Consider the following 15,888-nt stretch of genomic DNA (forward strand, 5'->3'; position numbering starts at 1 on the left):
TTTATACCAGTGACGCCGACTTGAATTGATATCCTCTTGGGCCTGCCGCAAATCGGCGGCGGCAGTTTAAACTGCGCCTTTGCGACCCTATTTGTCGCATTGCCGTAAACCCGGGCAAAACCTGTGTTTGCGCTATAAGAAGTTGTCGCTTGGCGGCAAGGCCGGGCTGAAAACTGTCCTTACAATCCCCTCATCGCTCGCCAGTTTCAGGCGAGTGTTCCTCATCAGGAGACTCCGATGTCCGTTGAGCACGCTGCGGTAGAACGCGCCGATTTTGACCAGGTAATGGTTCCCAACTACGCGCCAGCCGCCTTCATTCCTGTGCGTGGCGCCGGTTCCCGTGTCTGGGACCAGTCTGGCCGCGAGCTGATCGACTTCGCCGGCGGGATTGCCGTTAACGTATTGGGCCATGCGCACCCGGCGTTGGTTGCTGCATTGACCGAGCAGGCGAACAAGCTGTGGCACGTATCCAACGTGTTCACCAATGAGCCGGCCTTGCGCCTGGCCCATAAGCTGGTCGACGCCACGTTTGCCGAGCGTGTGTTCTTCTGCAACTCCGGCGCCGAAGCCAACGAGGCCGCCTTCAAGCTGGCCCGTCGCGTGGCCCATGACCGTTTCGGTACCGAGAAGTACGAAATCGTCGCTGCGCTCAACAGCTTCCACGGCCGTACCCTGTTCACCGTGAACGTCGGTGGCCAGTCGAAGTACTCCGACGGCTTCGGTCCGAAAATCACCGGCATCACCCACGTGCCTTACAACGATCTGGCCGCGCTGAAAGCCGCTGTTTCCGACAAGACCTGCGCGGTGGTGCTGGAGCCGATCCAGGGTGAAGGCGGCGTACTGCCGGCCGAGCTGTCCTACCTGCAAGGTGCTCGTGAGCTGTGCGACGCGCACAATGCATTGCTGGTCTTCGACGAAGTCCAGACCGGTATGGGCCGTAGCGGCGAGCTGTTCGCCTACATGCATTACGGCGTGACCCCGGACATCCTGACCAGCGCCAAGAGCCTGGGCGGCGGTTTCCCGATCGCAGCGATGCTGACCACCGAAGACCTGGCCAAACACCTGGTCGTTGGCACCCACGGCACCACGTACGGTGGCAACCCGCTGGCGTGTGCTGTCGCTGAGGCAGTAATCGACGTGATCAACACGCCTGAAGTGCTGAACGGCGTCAAAGCCAAGCACGACAAGTTCAAGACCCGTCTTGAGCAGATCGGCGAGAAATACGGCCTCTTCACTCAGGTCCGTGGCCTGGGCCTGTTGCTCGGTTGCGTGCTGAGCGATGCCTGGAAGGGCAAGGCCAAGGACATCTTCAACGCCGCCGAGCGTGAAGGCCTGATGATTCTGCAAGCAGGCCCGGACGTGATTCGTTTCGCCCCAAGCCTGGTGGTTGAAGACGTCGATATCGATGCCGGTCTGGACCGTTTCGAACGCGCCGCGGCCAAGCTGACGCAAGCCTGATAGTCCCTTCGACGCCTGGACTGTTCAGGCGTCGAATCAATTTTTTTGTGCTGGGCACAATACGTGTGGGAGCGGGCTTGCCCGCGATGAGGGCCTGACAGCCGACTTCATTGTTATCTGACAGGACGCTATCGCGGGCAAGCCCGCTCCCACATGAGCCGGGCATTTTTCTGATGAATTTTTTCGAGAAAGGAGTGACACCATGCTGGTGATGCGCCCCGCGCAAATGGCTGATCTGGGCGAGGTACAGCGTCTGGCTGCGGACAGCCCGATTGGTGTCACTTCCTTGCCGGATGACGTTGAACGCCTGAGCGACAAGATCGCAGCAAGCGAAGCCTCGTTCGCCGCCGAAGTGAGCTTCAACGGTGAAGAGAGCTATTTCTTCGTGCTCGAAGATACCGCCACCGGCAAGCTGGTCGGTTGTTCGGCCATCGTTGCCTCGGCCGGTTATTCCGAGCCGTTCTACAGCTTCCGTAATGAAACCTTCGTGCACGCTTCCCGCGAGCTGAAGATTCACAACAAGATTCACGTGCTCTCCCAGTGCCACGACCTGACCGGCAACAGCTTGCTGACCAGCTTCTACGTGCAGCGCGAGTTGGTGGGATCGCCTTGGGCTGAACTCAATTCCCGTGGCCGTCTGCTGTTCGTGGCCAGCCACCCGGAGCGCTTTGCCGATTCCGTGGTGACCGAGATCGTCGGCTACAGCGACGAAAATGGCGACTCGCCGTTCTGGGACGCCATCGGTCGCAACTTCTTCGACCTCAACTATGCCGCTGCCGAGCGTCTGTGCGGTCTGAAGAGCCGGACCTTCCTGGCCGAGCTGATGCCGCATTACCCGATCTACGTGCCGCTGCTGCCGGACTCCGCTCAAGAGGCGATGGGCCAGGTGCACCCACGGGCGCAAATCACGTTCGACATCCTGATGCGCGAAGGCTTCGAGACCGATCACTACATCGACATTTTCGACGGTGGCCCGACCCTGCATGCCCGTGTCTCGGGGATCCGTTCGATCGCCCAGAGCCGTGTGGTCCCGGTGAAGATCGGTGAGCCGGTCAAAGGCGCCGGTCGTCAGTACCTGGTGGCCAACGCCCAGTTGCAGGATTACCGCGCCGTTTTGCTCGAGCTCGATTACGCGCCGGGCAAACCCGTGACCCTGGATCTGGAAGCAGCCGAAGCCCTGGGCGTCGGTGAAGGTGCCAGCGTGCGCCTGGTGGCGGTTTAACGCCTGCTTTAATCCTGGAGAGCATCCTGGAAAGCAGCGAAGTTTCACGGGTGGCGTCTGCGGCCCGTTTGAGGAGATAGCATGATCGTTCGTCCCGTACGCAGCAGCGACTTACCCGCTCTGATCGACCTGGCCCGCAGCACCGGCACCGGCCTGACTACCTTGCCGGCCAACGAAGAACGTCTGGCCCATCGGGTCGGCTGGGCCGAGAAAACCTTCCGCGGCGACGCCGGGCGGGGCGATGCGGACTACCTGTTCGTGCTCGAAGATGACAATGGCCGAGTGGTGGGCATTTCCGCCATTGCTGGCGCCGTCGGTCTGCGTGAGCCCTGGTACAACTTCCGGGTGGGCCTGACAGTCAGCGCCTCGCAAGAGCTGAACATCTACCGCGAAATTCCGACGCTGTTCCTGGCCAATGACCTGACCGGCAACTCTGAATTGTGCTCGTTGTTCCTGCACGCCGATTACCGCAGTGGCCTCAATGGCCGCATGCTGGCCAAGGCGCGTCTGCTGTTCATCGCCGAATTCCCGCAACTGTTCGGCAACAAGATCATCGCCGAGATGCGCGGCATGTCCGACGCAGCAGGGCGTTCGCCGTTCTGGGAAAGCCTGGGCCGGCACTTCTTCAAGATGGAATTCAGCCAGGCCGATTACCTCACTGGCGTAGGCAACAAGGCATTCATCGCCGAACTGATGCCGAAATTCCCGTTGTACACCTGCTTCCTGTCGGAAGATGCGCGCAACGTGATCGGCCAGGTTCATCCGGACACCGAGCCGGCCCTGGCGATGCTCAAGAGCGAAGGCTTCAGTTACCAAGGCTACGTCGACATTTTCGACGCAGGTCCCGCGGTGGAGTGCGAAACCACCAAGATCCGCGCGGTGCGCGACAGCCAGGCGCTGGTGCTGGCCATCGGCACTCCGGGTGATGACGCCACGCCGTTCCTGATTCATAACCGCAAGCGAGAAGACTGCCGGATCACTGCCGCGCCAGCACGCTTCGCTGCCGGTACTTTGGTGGTTGATCCGCTGACCGCCAAACGTCTTCAACTCAACGCTGGCGATCAAGTGCGCGCCGTTCCGTTGTCTGTAGCTCGGGAGTCGAAATAATGAATTCGCTATACATCGCCGGTGAATGGCTGGCCGGCCAGGGTGAAAACTTTCAATCGGTAAACCCGGTAACCCAGCAAGTGCTGTGGGCCGGCGAGGGCGCCACTACCGCTCAGGTCGAGTCGGCTGTGCAAGCCGCGCGTCAGGCGTTCCCGGGCTGGGCCCGTCGTACCCTGGAAGAGCGCATCAGCGTGCTGGAAGCCTTTGCCGCCGCACTGAAGAATCACGCTGACGAACTGGCTCGTACCATCGGTGAAGAAACCGGCAAACCCCTGTGGGAAGCGGCGACCGAAGTCACCAGCATGATCAACAAGATCGCGATCTCGGTGCAGAGCTACCGCGAACGGACTGGCGAGAAGAGCGGCCCGCTGGGCGACGCCACCGCTGTATTGCGTCACAAACCGCACGGCGTGGTGGCGGTGTTCGGTCCTTACAACTTCCCCGGTCACTTGCCGAACGGTCACATTGTGCCGGCGCTGCTGGCTGGCAACAGTGTGCTGTTCAAGCCAAGCGAACTGACCCCGAAAGTCGCCGAGCTGACGGTCAAGTGCTGGATCGAAGCCGGTCTGCCGGCTGGCGTGCTGAACCTGCTGCAAGGCGCTCGCGAAACCGGTATCGCCCTGGCGGCGAACCCGGGCATTGACGGTCTGTTCTTCACCGGTTCCAGCCGTACCGGCAATCACCTGCACAAGCAGTTTTCCGGCCGTCCAGACAAGATTCTCGCGCTGGAAATGGGTGGTAACAACCCGCTGGTGGTGGATCAGGTTGCGGATATCGATGCTGCCGTTTACACCATCATTCAGTCGGCATTCATTTCTGCCGGCCAGCGTTGCACCTGCGCTCGTCGCTTGCTGGTACCGCAAGGCGCCTGGGGCGATACGCTGCTGGCGCGTCTGGTGGCGGTCAGCTCGACCCTTTCAGTCGGTGCGTTCGACCAGCAACCGGCGCCGTTCATGGGCTCGGTGATTTCCCTCGGCGCCGCGAAAGCCCTGATGGAAGCGCAAGAACATCTGCTGGCCAACGGCGCAGTGGCGCTGTTGGAAATGACTCAGCCTCAGGCTCAGGCTGCCTTGCTGACCCCTGGCATTCTGGACGTGACAGCGGTTGCCGATCGTCCCGACGAAGAGCTGTTCGGTCCGCTGCTGCAAGTGATCCGCTACGCTGATTTTGAAGCGGCGATCGCTGAAGCCAACGACACCGCCTATGGCCTGGCGGCCGGTCTGCTGTCGGATTCCGAAGCGCGTTATCAGCAGTTCTGGCTGGAAAGCCGGGCCGGTATCGTCAACTGGAACAAGCAGTTGACTGGTGCGGCGAGCAGCGCGCCATTCGGCGGCGTCGGCGCCTCGGGCAACCACCGCGCCAGCGCCTACTACGCCGCAGATTACTGCGCGTACCCGGTGGCCTCGCTGGAAACCCCGAACCTGACCTTGCCGACGGCGCTGACCCCAGGCGTGCGGATGTCGTAAGGCCCAATCGCGAGCAGGCTCGCTCCCACAAAGATTGCGCAAAACCTGTGGGAGCGAGCCTGCTCGCGATGGCCGCGACTCGGTCTAAAAGAACAGTTACCAGAAGCCTAAAAAAACAGATTCTCGTGGAGCCTCGCTGATGAAATCCTATGAAGTCAATTTTGACGGTCTAGTGGGGCCGACCCATAACTACGGCGGCCTGTCCTACGGCAACGTCGCGTCCCAGAGCAACAGCCAGCAATCTTCCAATCCGAAGGAAGCCGCGTTGCAAGGCCTGGCGAAGATGAAAGCGCTGATGGAAATGGGCTTTCAGCAAGGCGTGCTGGCACCACAGGAACGTCCGGATGTCGGGGCGCTGCGCCGCCTGGGTTTCAGCGGCACCGATGCGCAAGTCATCGAGCAAGCCGCCAAAGATGCGATGCCACTGCTGGTCGCCAGTTGCTCGGCGTCGAGCATGTGGGTGGCCAACGCCGCCACTGTCAGCCCGAGCGCCGACACCGCGGATGGCCGTGTGCATTTCACCGCCGCCAACCTCAACTGCAAATACCACCGCAGCATCGAACACCCGACCACCAGTCGCGTGCTGGGCGCGATGTTCGCTGACCAGAAACACTTCGCTCACCACGCCGCGTTGCCGGCCGTGGCGCAGTTCGGCGACGAAGGCGCTGCCAACCACACCCGTTTCTGCCGTGACTACGGTGAGGCCGGCGTCGAGTTTTTCGTGTTCGGTCGCAGCGCGTTCGACACCCGTTATCCGGCACCGCAGAAGTACCCGGCGCGCCAGACCCTCGAAGCGTCCCAGGCTGTCGCGCGTCTGCACGGCCTGAGTGATGACGGCGTGGTCTACGCCCAGCAGAATCCTTCGGTGATCGATCAGGGCGTGTTTCACAACGACGTGATCGCAGTGGGCAACGGCGAGGTGCTGTTCTATCACGAGGACGCCTTCCTCGACACCGACCAGATGCTCGCTGAGCTACAAGGCAAACTCGCAAAAGTCGGTGGGAAATTTCAGTCGATCTGCGTACCGCGTTCCGCGGTCACCGTGGAAGACGCCGTTCGTTCCTACCTGTTCAATAGCCAGCTGCTGTCGCGTCCTGACGGCTCCATGTTGTTGATCGTGCCGGAAGAATGCCGTGGCAACGAACGTGTCTGGCAGTACCTGCAAGGCCTGACCAGCTCTGGCGGTCTGATCCGTGAAGTGAAAGTTTTCGATCTCAAGCAGAGCATGCAGAACGGCGGCGGCCCGGCTTGCCTGCGGCTGCGCGTCGCACTCAACGAAACCGAACTGGCGGCCGTCAACCAAGGGGTTATCATGACGGCACCGTTGTACGGCACGTTGACCGAATGGGTCGACAAGCACTACCGCGACCGCATGACCGAAAACGATCTGGCGGACCCGCAATTGCTGCTTGAGTGCCGGACGGCACTGGATGAACTGACGCAAATCCTTAAACTGGGCGCGGTTTATCCATTCCAGATCAATTGATAGCCGGCGCGCTTTAGCTTTTTATATGAACGGCAAGCGCGCCGCTTAATCTCCAGACGAGAGCGTAAATACATGAGCGATACCCTGCAGCTGATCCTTGAAGACACCGACGGCACGCAACTGGAAACGTCCTGCACCCGCGTCGCGGTCATGTGGCAAGGCAAAGAGCTGTGGATTCAGCAGGACGGCCGCGGCCAGTTGCTGATCGGCGTGGACGTCGAAGAAGGTGATGCTGAATACGCCAACCTGCTGTTGCGCCCGTTGGCGACTAATCTGGTAAGTCTGCAACTGGAGATGGAACCGGCCGACCTCAGTGATGATGAGGACCACGTGCACGGCCCGGATTGCAATCACGACCACTAAGGAAACCGCTCTATGCTCGCCCTCGGCAAACTGCTTGAACTGACCCTCGCCGGCCGCGAACCGGCGGAGAAGACTCAACTGACTGTCGAAGGCGTGCGGATGCGCTGGTTGAGCGAAGGTGCGCTGGAAGTCCGGCCACCTGAAGCTCGCGACAACGGCCTGGACCTGCTGCTTTCGGCCGGCATCCATGGCAACGAAACAGCGCCGATCGAGCTGCTCGATCGCCTGTTGCATGACATCGCCCGCGGTGACTTGAAGCCGCGCGCACGTATTCTGTTCCTGTTCGGCAACCCCGAGGCCATCCGCCGCGGTGAGCGTTTCATCGAGCAGGACGTCAATCGGCTGTTCAACGGCCGTCACGAACAAAGCAGCGGTTCCGAGGCATTGCGCGCTTGTGAGCTAGAGCGGCTGGCGGCGACTTTCTTCAGCCTGCCGGACCGCAGTCGACTGCACTACGACCTGCACACGGCGATTCGCGGCTCGAAGATTGAGCAATTCGCGTTGTACCCCTGGAAAGAAGATCGACAGCATTCCCGTCAGGAACTGGCTCGCCTGCGCGCCGCGGGCATGGAAGCGGTGCTGCTGCAAAACAAGCCGTCCATCGTGTTCAGCTCGTATACCTATGACAAGCTCGGTGCCGAGTCCTTCACCCTCGAACTGGGCAAGGCAAGACCGTTCGGACAGAACGATGGGGTCAACGTCAGCCTGCTTGAAGCCCGCCTGAAGCAGATCATCGAAGGCACCGAGCCGCCAATGACCGATGAAGGGCTGGAAGGTTTGCAGCTGTTCAGCGTCGCGCGGGAAGTCATCAAGCACAGCGATAGCTTTCGCCTGAACCTGCCGGCGGATATCGAAAACTTTTCGGAGTTGAAGGTGGGGTATGTGCTGGCCGAGGACATCGCCAACACCCGCTGGGTCATCGAAGAGAAGGGCGCCCGGATCATCTTCCCGAACCCCAAGGTCAAGAACGGCCTGCGCGCCGGCATCCTGATCGTGCCGACCACCGACGAAAACCTGGCCTGACCCAATCTCGGGCTGAACATAAAACCCATGTGGGAGCGAGCCTGCTCGCGATAGCGGTGTATCAGTCAATACAGTCGTCGACTGACGGTCCGCCATCGCGAGCAGGCTCGCTCCCACAGGTTCAGTGTTTAGACGGCTACTGCGCGGGGCTCACTGCGACGCAAAGCACGCATCTTGTGCAGCGTATCGGAACACGTCCTCGCCGCTTCCTGACCTTTATGCACGAAATGCTCGAAGAAGAACTTCTGATGCTCTTCGCCGGCATGGAAGTGGTGCGGGGTCAAAACCACCGAGAACACCGGCACTTCGGTTTCCAGCTGAACCTGCATCAGGCCACTGATCACCGACTGGGCGACGAACTCATGACGGTAGATGCCGCCGTCGACCACCAGGCCCGCCGCGACGATGCCGGCATAACGACCGGACTTGGCCAGCAGTTTGGCGTGCAGCGGAATTTCAAAGGCGCCGCCGACTTCGAAGAAATCGATCTCCGACTCCTGATAACCCTGGGCAATCATTTCGGTGACGAAGCCTTTACGGCTCTGGTCGACGATTTCCTTGTGCCAGCAGGCCTGGATGAACGCGACGCGCTCGCCCTGATGGTTTTTGCTTTTGCTATCGATTGCGGTGGCTTGCATGTTCTGACTCCTGTTTGTGTGAAAAACAGGGCGTTATGAATCGAATGGGATTTAAGGGTACGCAGGCACAGGTGCCTGCGGACGGCGCTTTGGTATAGAGCCCAGGCGGCGTCAATCCCGTTCTCTCTTCATCCGGACTATGACCGTCGGCCCCGGGATCACACCGGGTCTGCTGACCTTGCCGCCATCACAGCCATTGCCGTGCCTGACGCCAAGCGCTCGCGGGCTATGCGCATTGCGCGCAATTACCGCCGGTGGGGAATTACACCCCGCCCTGAGAACGTTTTGCCGCCCGTTTGTTTGGCGGCGAAGCGTTTTTAACACATATTTACGGGGCGTGCATGCCAATACCCGTCAATCAAAATGCAGAACCTGTGGGAGCGGGCTTGCCCGCGATAGCGAACTGTCAGTCGATAACCAAGGTGACTGACACAACGCTATCGCGGGCAAGCCCACTCCCACATGGATTGCGCTTTTTCGAAGACGTAAAGCGTCTTTTCCTCGCTCAAGGCTTGATTATTTGTCGGCATGACCGCAGTAATTCCATCCTGAAAGGGATTTTCCCTGCTAACCGAGGCCAGATTCATGAGCGTTATCGATCTTCGCAGCGACACCGTCACCCAACCGACCGCAGGGATGCTCGACGCGATGGCCAATGCGGTCACCGGTGACGACGTTTATGGCGAAGATCCGACGGTCAACCATCTGGAAGCCGAACTGGCAAGACGATTGGGTTTTGCCGCGGCGTTGTTTGTCCCGACGGGCACCATGAGCAACCTTCTGGGCTTGATGGCTCATTGCGAGCGAGGCGACGAGTACATTGTCGGCCAGCAGGCCCATACCTATAAGTACGAAGGTGGCGGCGCGGCAGTGCTCGGTTCGATCCAGCCGCAGCCACTGGAAGTACAAGCCGACGGTTCGCTGGACCTGGCGCAGGTCGCCGCCGCGATCAAACCGGATGATTTCCACTTCGCCCGCACCCGCTTGCTGGCACTGGAAAACACTATGCAGGGCAAGGTGCTGCCGTTGGAGTATCTGGCCCAGGCTCGCCGCTTCACTCGTGAGCATGGCCTGGCGCTGCATCTGGATGGCGCGCGGCTCTACAACGCGGCGGTCAAGCTGGGTGTCGATGCCCGGGAGATCACTCAGCATTTCGATTCGGTGTCGGTTTGTCTGTCCAAGGGCCTGGGTGCGCCGGTAGGTTCGGTGCTATGCGGCTCGGTCGAGTTGATCGCCAAGGCGCGACGTCTGCGCAAGATGGTCGGCGGCGGCATGCGTCAGGCCGGGATTCTCGCGGCGGCGGGGCTGTATGCGCTGGATAATAATGTTCAGCGCCTGGCGGATGACCATGCCAATGCGCAGTATCTGGCCGAGGGACTACGGGCGGCGGGCTATGAAGTCGAGCCGGTGCAGACCAACATGGTTTACGTGACAATGGGCGACAAGGCCGAAGCGATCAAGGCCTTCGCCGCGACACGCGGGATCAAACTCAGAGCTGCCGGTCGTCTGCGAATGGTCACGCACATGGACGTCAGCCGTGCGCAAATCGAGCAGGTCGTCGCTACATTCGTCGACTTTTCCCGCAACTGATCGCGTTAGCGGTCCAATTGACTGTTTCTATCGTATAAACACGCTGTACCCCGCGCGCAGGGCCGATATAATGCGGCCCTTTGCCGTCGCTTCGTCTGTTGACGTTTCGCACAGGCCTTTGGCCGCAGCCTCCGTGGAAGAACCTAATGAAAAGCGCAGAAATCCGTGAAGCCTTCCTTCGCTTCTTCGAAGAGCAAGGCCACACCCGTGTAGCCTCCAGCTCTTTGATTCCGGGCAACGACCCAACCCTGCTGTTCACTAACGCGGGGATGAACCAGTTCAAGGACTGCTTCCTGGGCCAGGAAAAGCGCGCGTACACCCGCGCCGTCAGCAGTCAGAAATGCGTGCGCGCCGGCGGCAAGCACAACGACCTGGAAAACGTCGGCTATACCGCCCGTCACCACACCTTCTTCGAAATGCTGGGTAACTTCAGCTTCGGTGATTATTTCAAGCGTGACGCCATCACCTACGCCTGGAACTTCCTGACCTGCGAGAAGTGGCTGAACCTGCCGAAAGAAAAGCTCTGGGTCACCGTCTACGCCAGCGATGACGAGGCGTACGACATCTGGACCAAGGAGATCGGCGTTCCGGCCGAGCGCATGGTTCGCATCGGCGACAACAAGGGGGCGCCGTACGCTTCCGACAACTTCTGGACCATGGGCGATACCGGCCCGTGCGGTCCTTGCACCGAGATTTTCTACGATCACGGCGCCGACATCTGGGGTGGCCCGCCGGGCTCGCCGGAAGAAGACGGCGACCGTTACATCGAGATCTGGAACAACGTGTTCATGCAGTTCAACCGCACCGCCGATGGCGTGTTGCACCCGTTGCCTGCGCCGTCGGTGGACACCGGCATGGGCCTGGAGCGGATCAGTGCCGTGTTGCAGCACGTTCACTCGAACTATGAAATCGACCTGTTCCAGAGCCTGCTGAGTGCATCGGCCAAGGCCATCGGTTGCACCAACGACGCTCAGGCATCCCTGAAAGTCGTGGCCGACCACATCCGCTCCTGCGGCTTCCTGATTGCCGACGGCGTGCTGCCGTCCAACGAAGGCCGCGGTTATGTGCTGCGCCGGATCATTCGCCGCGCTTGTCGTCACGGCAACAAACTGGGTGCCAAGGGCAGCTTCTTCTACCAGATCGTTGCGGCGTTGGTCGCCGAGATGGGCGAAGCGTTCCCTGAGCTGAAATCCCAGCAGGCGCACATCGAACGCGTGCTGAAAGCCGAAGAAGAGCAGTTCGCCAAAACCCTGGAACAGGGCCTGAAGATCCTCGAGCAGGATCTGGCCGAACTCAAAGGCGACGTGGTACCGGGCGACGTGGTGTTCAAGCTTTACGACACTTACGGCTTCCCGATGGACCTGACCGGCGACATCGCGCGTGAGCGCAGCCTGACCATCGACGAAGCAGGCTTTGAGCGCGAAATGGAAGCCCAGCGCGTCCGTGCCCGCTCCGCCAGCTCCTTTGGCATGGACTACAACAGCCTGGTCAAGGTTGATGTGGCCACCGAGTTCACCGGTTACACCGCTCACAGTGGTTCTGCCAAAATCGTTGCTCTCTATAAAGACGGGCAATCGGTTGACGTATTGAGCGAAGGCGAAGAGGGTGTGGTCGTTCTCGATCAGACGCCGTTCTATGCGGAATCCGGTGGTCAGATTGGTGATTGCGGCTTCCTGCAGGCTGGCGCTGCGCGTTTCGACGTGCGCGACACCACCAAGACCGGCGGTGCGTTCCTGCACCACGGTGTGCTGGATTCGGGCAGCCTGATCGTGGGCACTCCGGTCGAGACTCATGTGGATGCCGAAGTGCGTCACGCGACTTCGCTGAACCACTCGGCGACTCACTTGCTGCACGCCGCATTGCGCCAGGTGCTGGGCGAGCATGTTCAGCAGAAAGGTTCGTTGGTCGACAGTCAGCGTCTACGCTTTGACTTCAGCCACTTTGAAGCGATCAAGCCTGAACAACTGAAAGCGCTGGAAGAAATCGTCAACGCCGAGATTCGCAAGAACTCCGAAGTTGAAACCGAAGAAACCGATATCGATACCGCCAAGCAAAAAGGCGCCATGGCGCTGTTCGGCGAGAAGTACGGCGATAGCGTGCGCGTACTGAGCATGGGTGACTTCTCTGTCGAGCTGTGCGGTGGTATCCATGCCAATCGCACCGGCGACATCGGCTTGCTGAAAATCATCAGCGAAGGCGGTGTGGCCTCCGGTGTGCGTCGTATCGAGGCAGTTACGGGGCAAGAAGCTCTGCGTTACGTAAATGACCTGGAAGCATCCAGAGACATGCTGGCTGATATCGTTGGAGCCAAAGGCCGTGACCAGACCACTCTACGTAAAATCGTAGAGGGGCTGATGGCTGAAACCCGAGATCTCAAAAAAGAGCTTGAGGTTTACAAGGCTAAGGATGCCTCGTCAAAGGCGGGCGATCTGGCCAACCATTTTGTTCTTATCAAGAACGTGAAAGTGCTGGCCGTGCGTCTGGACGGTCAGGACGGCAAGGCGCTGCTGGCGCTGGTCGATCAACTGAAAAACAAACTCGGCCGCGCAGTGATCCTGCTCGGCAGTGTCCATGAGGAAAAGGTCGTACTGGTTGCAGGCGTGACCAAAGACCTGACTGGCCAACTCAAAGCCGGTGATTTGATGAAGCAGGCTGCTGCGGCAGTGGGCGGGAAGGGCGGCGGTCGTCCAGATATGGCGCAGGGCGGTGGTACTGACGCTGGCGCACTGGATGCTGCATTGGCCCTGACTGTTCCATTTGTAGAGCAGGGTTTATAAGGCAGTGTGTATGGCCCGCGGTCTAGTGGCGGGCCAGAACGCTGTTTGAGTGATTATTGGGCGCCCTTCATGGGCAGAGGCGGCTTTGAAATGGCTTTGATCGTACAGAAATTTGGAGGCACCTCAGTCGGCACTGTCGAGAGAATCGAGCAGGTCGCCGACAAGGTTAAGAAATTCCGCGATGCGGGCGATGACCTGGTGGTTGTGCTGTCTGCAATGAGCGGCGAAACCAACCGTCTGATCGATCTGGCCAAGCAAATCAGTGGCGACGGTCAGCCGGTTCCTCGCGAACTGGATGTGATCGTTTCCACCGGTGAGCAGGTGACGATTGCACTGTTGGCCATGGCGCTGATCAAGCGCGGCGTGCCAGCGGTGTCGTACACCGGTAATCAGGTACGGATTCTGACGGATAGCGCGCACAATAAAGCGCGTATCTTGCAGATTGATGACCAGAAGATTCGCGGTGACCTGAAGGCCGGTCGTGTGGTGGTTGTCGCCGGATTCCAGGGCGTCGACGAGCACGGCAATATCACCACGCTCGGTCGTGGCGGTTCCGACACCACTGGCGTGGCGCTGGCGGCGGCACTGAAGGCTGACGAGTGCCAGATCTACACTGACGTCGACGGCGTCTACACCACCGACCCGCGTGTGGTGTCCGTGGCTCAGCGTCTGGACAAGATCACCTTTGAAGAGATGCTGGAAATGGCCAGCCTCGGTTCCAAGGTATTGCAGATCCGTGCGGTCGAGTTCGCCGGCAAGTACAACGTTCCGCTGCGCGTACTGCACAGCTTCAAGGAGGGTCCGGGCACCCTCATTACTATTGATGAAGAGGAAACCATGGAACAGCCGATCATTTCCGGCATCGCTTTCAACCGCGATGAAGCCAAGCTGACCATCCGTGGCGTGCCAGACACCCCGGGCGTGGCGTTCAAGATTCTCGGCCCGATCAGTGCCGCGAACATCGAAGTCGACATGATCGTGCAGAACGTCGCGCACGATAACACCACCGACTTCACCTTCACCGTGCACCGTAACGACTACCAGGCGGCGCAAACCGTACTGGAAAACACCGCTCGCGAGATCGGTGCCCGTGAAGTCGTGGGCGACACCAAGATTGCCAAGGTCTCGATCGTCGGCGTCGGCATGCGCTCCCACGCGGGCGTGGCTAGCCGTATGTTCGAATCCCTGGCGAAAGAAAGCATCAACATCCAGATGATCTCGACCTCGGAAATCAAGGTGTCCGTGGTGATCGAAGAGAAGTACCTGGAACTGGCTGTGCGCGCGCTGCACACAGCTTTCGAACTGGACGCGCCGGCCCGACAGGGCGAGTGATGCGTTCCCCGAAGGGCGCGGTCTGACCGCGCCCTTCGTTTTTTGAATGGTGCGTACCAAAGCTGTTCTTTTGCTCGCGCTAGTCAATACTCAGGCATGTAGGGCTACGATCGTTCCGGTTGTAGGTCGAATGCCTTTTTTTTGCAGACTGTTGTCCCTGAAATGAAATGCGTGAGGAGAAAGGTATGCTGATTCTGACTCGTCGGTGCGCAGAAAGCCTGATTATTGGTGATGGCGAAATCACCGTGACCGTGCTCGGCGTTAAAGGAAATCAAGTGCGTATTGGTGTCAATGCCCCGAAAGAGGTTGCTGTGCACCGTGAAGAAATTTACCTGCGTATAAAGAAAGAGAAGGACGAAGAACCAAGCCATTAATTTTTATCGTTTTTTATGTTTGCAAACGGGGAAAAGGTTGGTTAAGATACGCCCCGTGTTGCGGAGAGCTGGCCGAGTGGCCGAAGGCGCTCCCCTGCTAAGGGAGTACACCTCAAAAGGGTGTCGGGGGTTCGAATCCCCCGTTCTCCGCCATTATTTGCTTAGTACGTTGTAATCTGGCTTTTTCGGTAAGTTGTTGAAAATACTAGAAAAAGTGCTTTACAAAAAGATTTAACGGCCTATAATGCGCGGCAACAAATGCACTCGTAGCTCAGCTGGATAGAGTACTCGGCTACGAACCGAGCGGTCACAGGTTCGAATCCTGTCGAGTGCACCACTTAAGAGTTGTTTGCAGTAATGTGAATAACTTGGCTCCAACCAGTTGTGATCTGGTATAAAAACACAAATGCACTCGTAGCTCAGCTGGATAGAGTACTCGGCTACGAACCGAGCGGTCACAGGTTCGAATCCTGTCGAGTGCACCAAACACCAAAAAGCCCGCGTTTAACGCGGGCTTTTTGCCGTCTGCGATTTGGCTTTTCCTTTGGTACAACCCTTCTCATCGAACTCGACGTGAGCACTGCGTCCTCGCTTGTTGTCGTAGCGGTAGCTCATGGTGGAATTGCGGGTGCTGATCTTGTCTGGCTTGCCGAGAGCGCTTTCGACGTCCTGCTGGCTCATGCCGGCGACGACCCGCTGATTGATGATCGCTATGCGGCGCTCCTTCGCGCTGAGCAGATTTCCACATTTGCCCTCGGGCTGACCAACGACAGTCGGCGCTCTTCTTTGGATTTTCATACCTGATGTTTCGCGAAACTCGGCTTCTGGCATCAGGGCTGTCGTGCTCCCGGGTATGAAGGTGTGAACGTCCTGAAGTGAAAGGTTTTCTCCGGCCGTACAGCTCAAGGTCGTGAAGGTGATGCGCCCATCAGGGGCTTCACACCGGTGAACGGTCGTAGCAAGCGCCCGGGGCGGCAGGCAGAGCAGGGCGGCAAGCAAAAAATAATGTGCATTCCATGGCATTCGGCGTCCTCCTTGACGGTCCTTATCAA

13 protein-coding genes, 3 tRNA genes and 1 riboswitch are annotated in these 15,888 nt (G+C 59.3%); of the genes, 14 read left to right on the forward strand and 2 right to left on the reverse strand.

The annotated features are described in order from the left end of the window. Nucleotides 1–237: 237 nt before the first annotated feature. From QMK51_RS07400 to astE, 7 genes are all read left to right on the forward strand, one after another. On the forward strand, nucleotides 238–1,458 hold the full coding sequence (locus tag QMK51_RS07400) for an aspartate aminotransferase family protein (RefSeq protein ID WP_320393602.1): 1,221 nt from the start codon (nucleotides 238–240) through the stop codon (nucleotides 1,456–1,458). A gap of 202 nt (nucleotides 1,459–1,660) precedes the next feature. Next, nucleotides 1,661–2,680, forward strand: a complete 1,020-nt coding sequence (aruF, locus tag QMK51_RS07405) for an arginine/ornithine succinyltransferase subunit alpha (RefSeq protein ID WP_258699497.1) — start codon at nucleotides 1,661–1,663, stop codon at nucleotides 2,678–2,680. A gap of 81 nt (nucleotides 2,681–2,761) precedes the next feature. Beyond that, nucleotides 2,762–3,787 (forward strand): arginine N-succinyltransferase, encoded by a 1,026-nt coding sequence (astA, locus tag QMK51_RS07410; RefSeq protein ID WP_320393603.1) that lies wholly within the window; start codon nucleotides 2,762–2,764, stop codon nucleotides 3,785–3,787. Beyond that, on the forward strand, nucleotides 3,784–5,253 hold the full coding sequence (gene astD / locus QMK51_RS07415; protein ID WP_320394488.1) for a succinylglutamate-semialdehyde dehydrogenase: 1,470 nt from the start codon (nucleotides 3,784–3,786) through the stop codon (nucleotides 5,251–5,253). The genes astA and astD overlap by 4 nt, the downstream gene beginning before the upstream one ends. A 139-nt stretch (nucleotides 5,254–5,392) precedes the next feature. Continuing rightward, nucleotides 5,393–6,739 carry an N-succinylarginine dihydrolase gene (gene astB / locus QMK51_RS07420; protein WP_258699499.1) on the forward strand — a complete coding sequence of 449 codons (1,347 nt, stop codon included), beginning with the start codon at nucleotides 5,393–5,395 and terminating at the stop codon, nucleotides 6,737–6,739. Nucleotides 6,740–6,811: 72 nt separating this feature from the next. Then, nucleotides 6,812–7,102: a topoisomerase II gene (locus QMK51_RS07425; RefSeq protein WP_258699500.1), complete on the forward strand. Its 291-nt coding sequence runs from the start codon at nucleotides 6,812–6,814 to the stop codon at nucleotides 7,100–7,102. A 12-nt stretch (nucleotides 7,103–7,114) separates the two neighbouring features. Then, nucleotides 7,115–8,125, forward strand: a complete 1,011-nt coding sequence (gene astE, locus QMK51_RS07430; protein WP_320393604.1) for a succinylglutamate desuccinylase — start codon at nucleotides 7,115–7,117, stop codon at nucleotides 8,123–8,125. A gap of 128 nt (nucleotides 8,126–8,253) precedes the next feature. Here the strand turns inward: astE and QMK51_RS07435 are convergent, their stop codons facing one another. Beyond that, a complete protein-coding gene (locus QMK51_RS07435; RefSeq protein ID WP_320393605.1) occupies nucleotides 8,254–8,763 on the reverse strand; it encodes a 6,7-dimethyl-8-ribityllumazine synthase in 510 nt (169 codons plus the stop codon). Between the two features lie 115 nt (nucleotides 8,764–8,878). Next, a riboswitch (FMN riboswitch) is annotated at nucleotides 8,879–9,049 on the reverse strand. A 299-nt stretch (nucleotides 9,050–9,348) separates the two neighbouring features. Here QMK51_RS07435 and ltaE point away from each other — a divergent pair. From ltaE to QMK51_RS07470, 7 genes are all read left to right on the forward strand, one after another. Then, nucleotides 9,349–10,353 carry a low-specificity L-threonine aldolase gene (gene ltaE, locus QMK51_RS07440; protein WP_320393606.1) on the forward strand — a complete coding sequence of 335 codons (1,005 nt, stop codon included), beginning with the start codon at nucleotides 9,349–9,351 and terminating at the stop codon, nucleotides 10,351–10,353. 146 nt (nucleotides 10,354–10,499) lie between these two features. Next, nucleotides 10,500–13,130: an alanine--tRNA ligase gene (alaS, locus tag QMK51_RS07445; protein WP_320393607.1), complete on the forward strand. Its 2,631-nt coding sequence runs from the start codon at nucleotides 10,500–10,502 to the stop codon at nucleotides 13,128–13,130. A gap of 90 nt (nucleotides 13,131–13,220) precedes the next feature. Continuing rightward, nucleotides 13,221–14,462 carry an aspartate kinase gene (locus tag QMK51_RS07450; RefSeq protein ID WP_105346344.1) on the forward strand — a complete coding sequence of 414 codons (1,242 nt, stop codon included), beginning with the start codon at nucleotides 13,221–13,223 and terminating at the stop codon, nucleotides 14,460–14,462. A 185-nt stretch (nucleotides 14,463–14,647) separates the two neighbouring features. Further along, on the forward strand, nucleotides 14,648–14,836 hold the full coding sequence (gene csrA, locus QMK51_RS07455; protein ID WP_002554426.1) for a carbon storage regulator CsrA: 189 nt from the start codon (nucleotides 14,648–14,650) through the stop codon (nucleotides 14,834–14,836). 62 nt (nucleotides 14,837–14,898) lie between these two features. Continuing rightward, a tRNA-Ser gene (locus tag QMK51_RS07460) sits at nucleotides 14,899–14,989 on the forward strand. Between the two features lie 107 nt (nucleotides 14,990–15,096). Continuing rightward, a tRNA-Arg gene (locus QMK51_RS07465) sits at nucleotides 15,097–15,173 on the forward strand. A 71-nt stretch (nucleotides 15,174–15,244) separates the two neighbouring features. Beyond that, a tRNA-Arg gene (locus QMK51_RS07470) sits at nucleotides 15,245–15,321 on the forward strand. Nucleotides 15,322–15,340: 19 nt separating this feature from the next. Here QMK51_RS07470 and QMK51_RS07475 read toward each other — a convergent pair. Next, complete coding sequence (locus QMK51_RS07475; protein ID WP_320393608.1) at nucleotides 15,341–15,859, reverse strand: cell envelope protein SmpA; 519 nt, start codon at nucleotides 15,857–15,859, stop codon at nucleotides 15,341–15,343. Nucleotides 15,860–15,888: the final 29 nt, after the last annotated feature.

Source organism: Pseudomonas sp. P9_31, assembly GCF_034008235.1.
Classification (GTDB): Bacteria; Pseudomonadota; Gammaproteobacteria; order Pseudomonadales; family Pseudomonadaceae; genus Aquipseudomonas.

Excerpts from the sequence above, each read along its gene's own strand:
- QMK51_RS07400 (WP_320393602.1), top strand. The coding sequence starts at position 238 with ATGTCCGTTGAGCACGCTGCGGTAGAACGCGCCGATTTTGACCAGGTA.
- aruF (WP_258699497.1), top strand. The coding sequence starts at position 1,661 with ATGCTGGTGATGCGCCCCGCGCAAATGGCTGATCTGGGCGAGGTACAG.
- astA (WP_320393603.1), top strand. The coding sequence starts at position 2,762 with ATGATCGTTCGTCCCGTACGCAGCAGCGACTTACCCGCTCTGATCGAC.
- astB (WP_258699499.1), top strand. The coding sequence starts at position 5,393 with ATGAAATCCTATGAAGTCAATTTTGACGGTCTAGTGGGGCCGACCCAT.
- QMK51_RS07425 (WP_258699500.1), top strand. The coding sequence starts at position 6,812 with ATGAGCGATACCCTGCAGCTGATCCTTGAAGACACCGACGGCACGCAA.
- astE (WP_320393604.1), top strand. The coding sequence starts at position 7,115 with ATGCTCGCCCTCGGCAAACTGCTTGAACTGACCCTCGCCGGCCGCGAA.
- QMK51_RS07435 (WP_320393605.1), bottom strand. The coding sequence starts at position 8,763 with ATGCAAGCCACCGCAATCGATAGCAAAAGCAAAAACCATCAGGGCGAG.
- ltaE (WP_320393606.1), top strand. The coding sequence starts at position 9,349 with ATGAGCGTTATCGATCTTCGCAGCGACACCGTCACCCAACCGACCGCA.
- alaS (WP_320393607.1), top strand. The coding sequence starts at position 10,500 with ATGAAAAGCGCAGAAATCCGTGAAGCCTTCCTTCGCTTCTTCGAAGAG.
- QMK51_RS07450 (WP_105346344.1), top strand. The coding sequence starts at position 13,221 with ATGGCTTTGATCGTACAGAAATTTGGAGGCACCTCAGTCGGCACTGTC.
- csrA (WP_002554426.1), top strand. The coding sequence starts at position 14,648 with ATGCTGATTCTGACTCGTCGGTGCGCAGAAAGCCTGATTATTGGTGAT.
- QMK51_RS07475 (WP_320393608.1), bottom strand. The coding sequence starts at position 15,859 with ATGCCATGGAATGCACATTATTTTTTGCTTGCCGCCCTGCTCTGCCTG.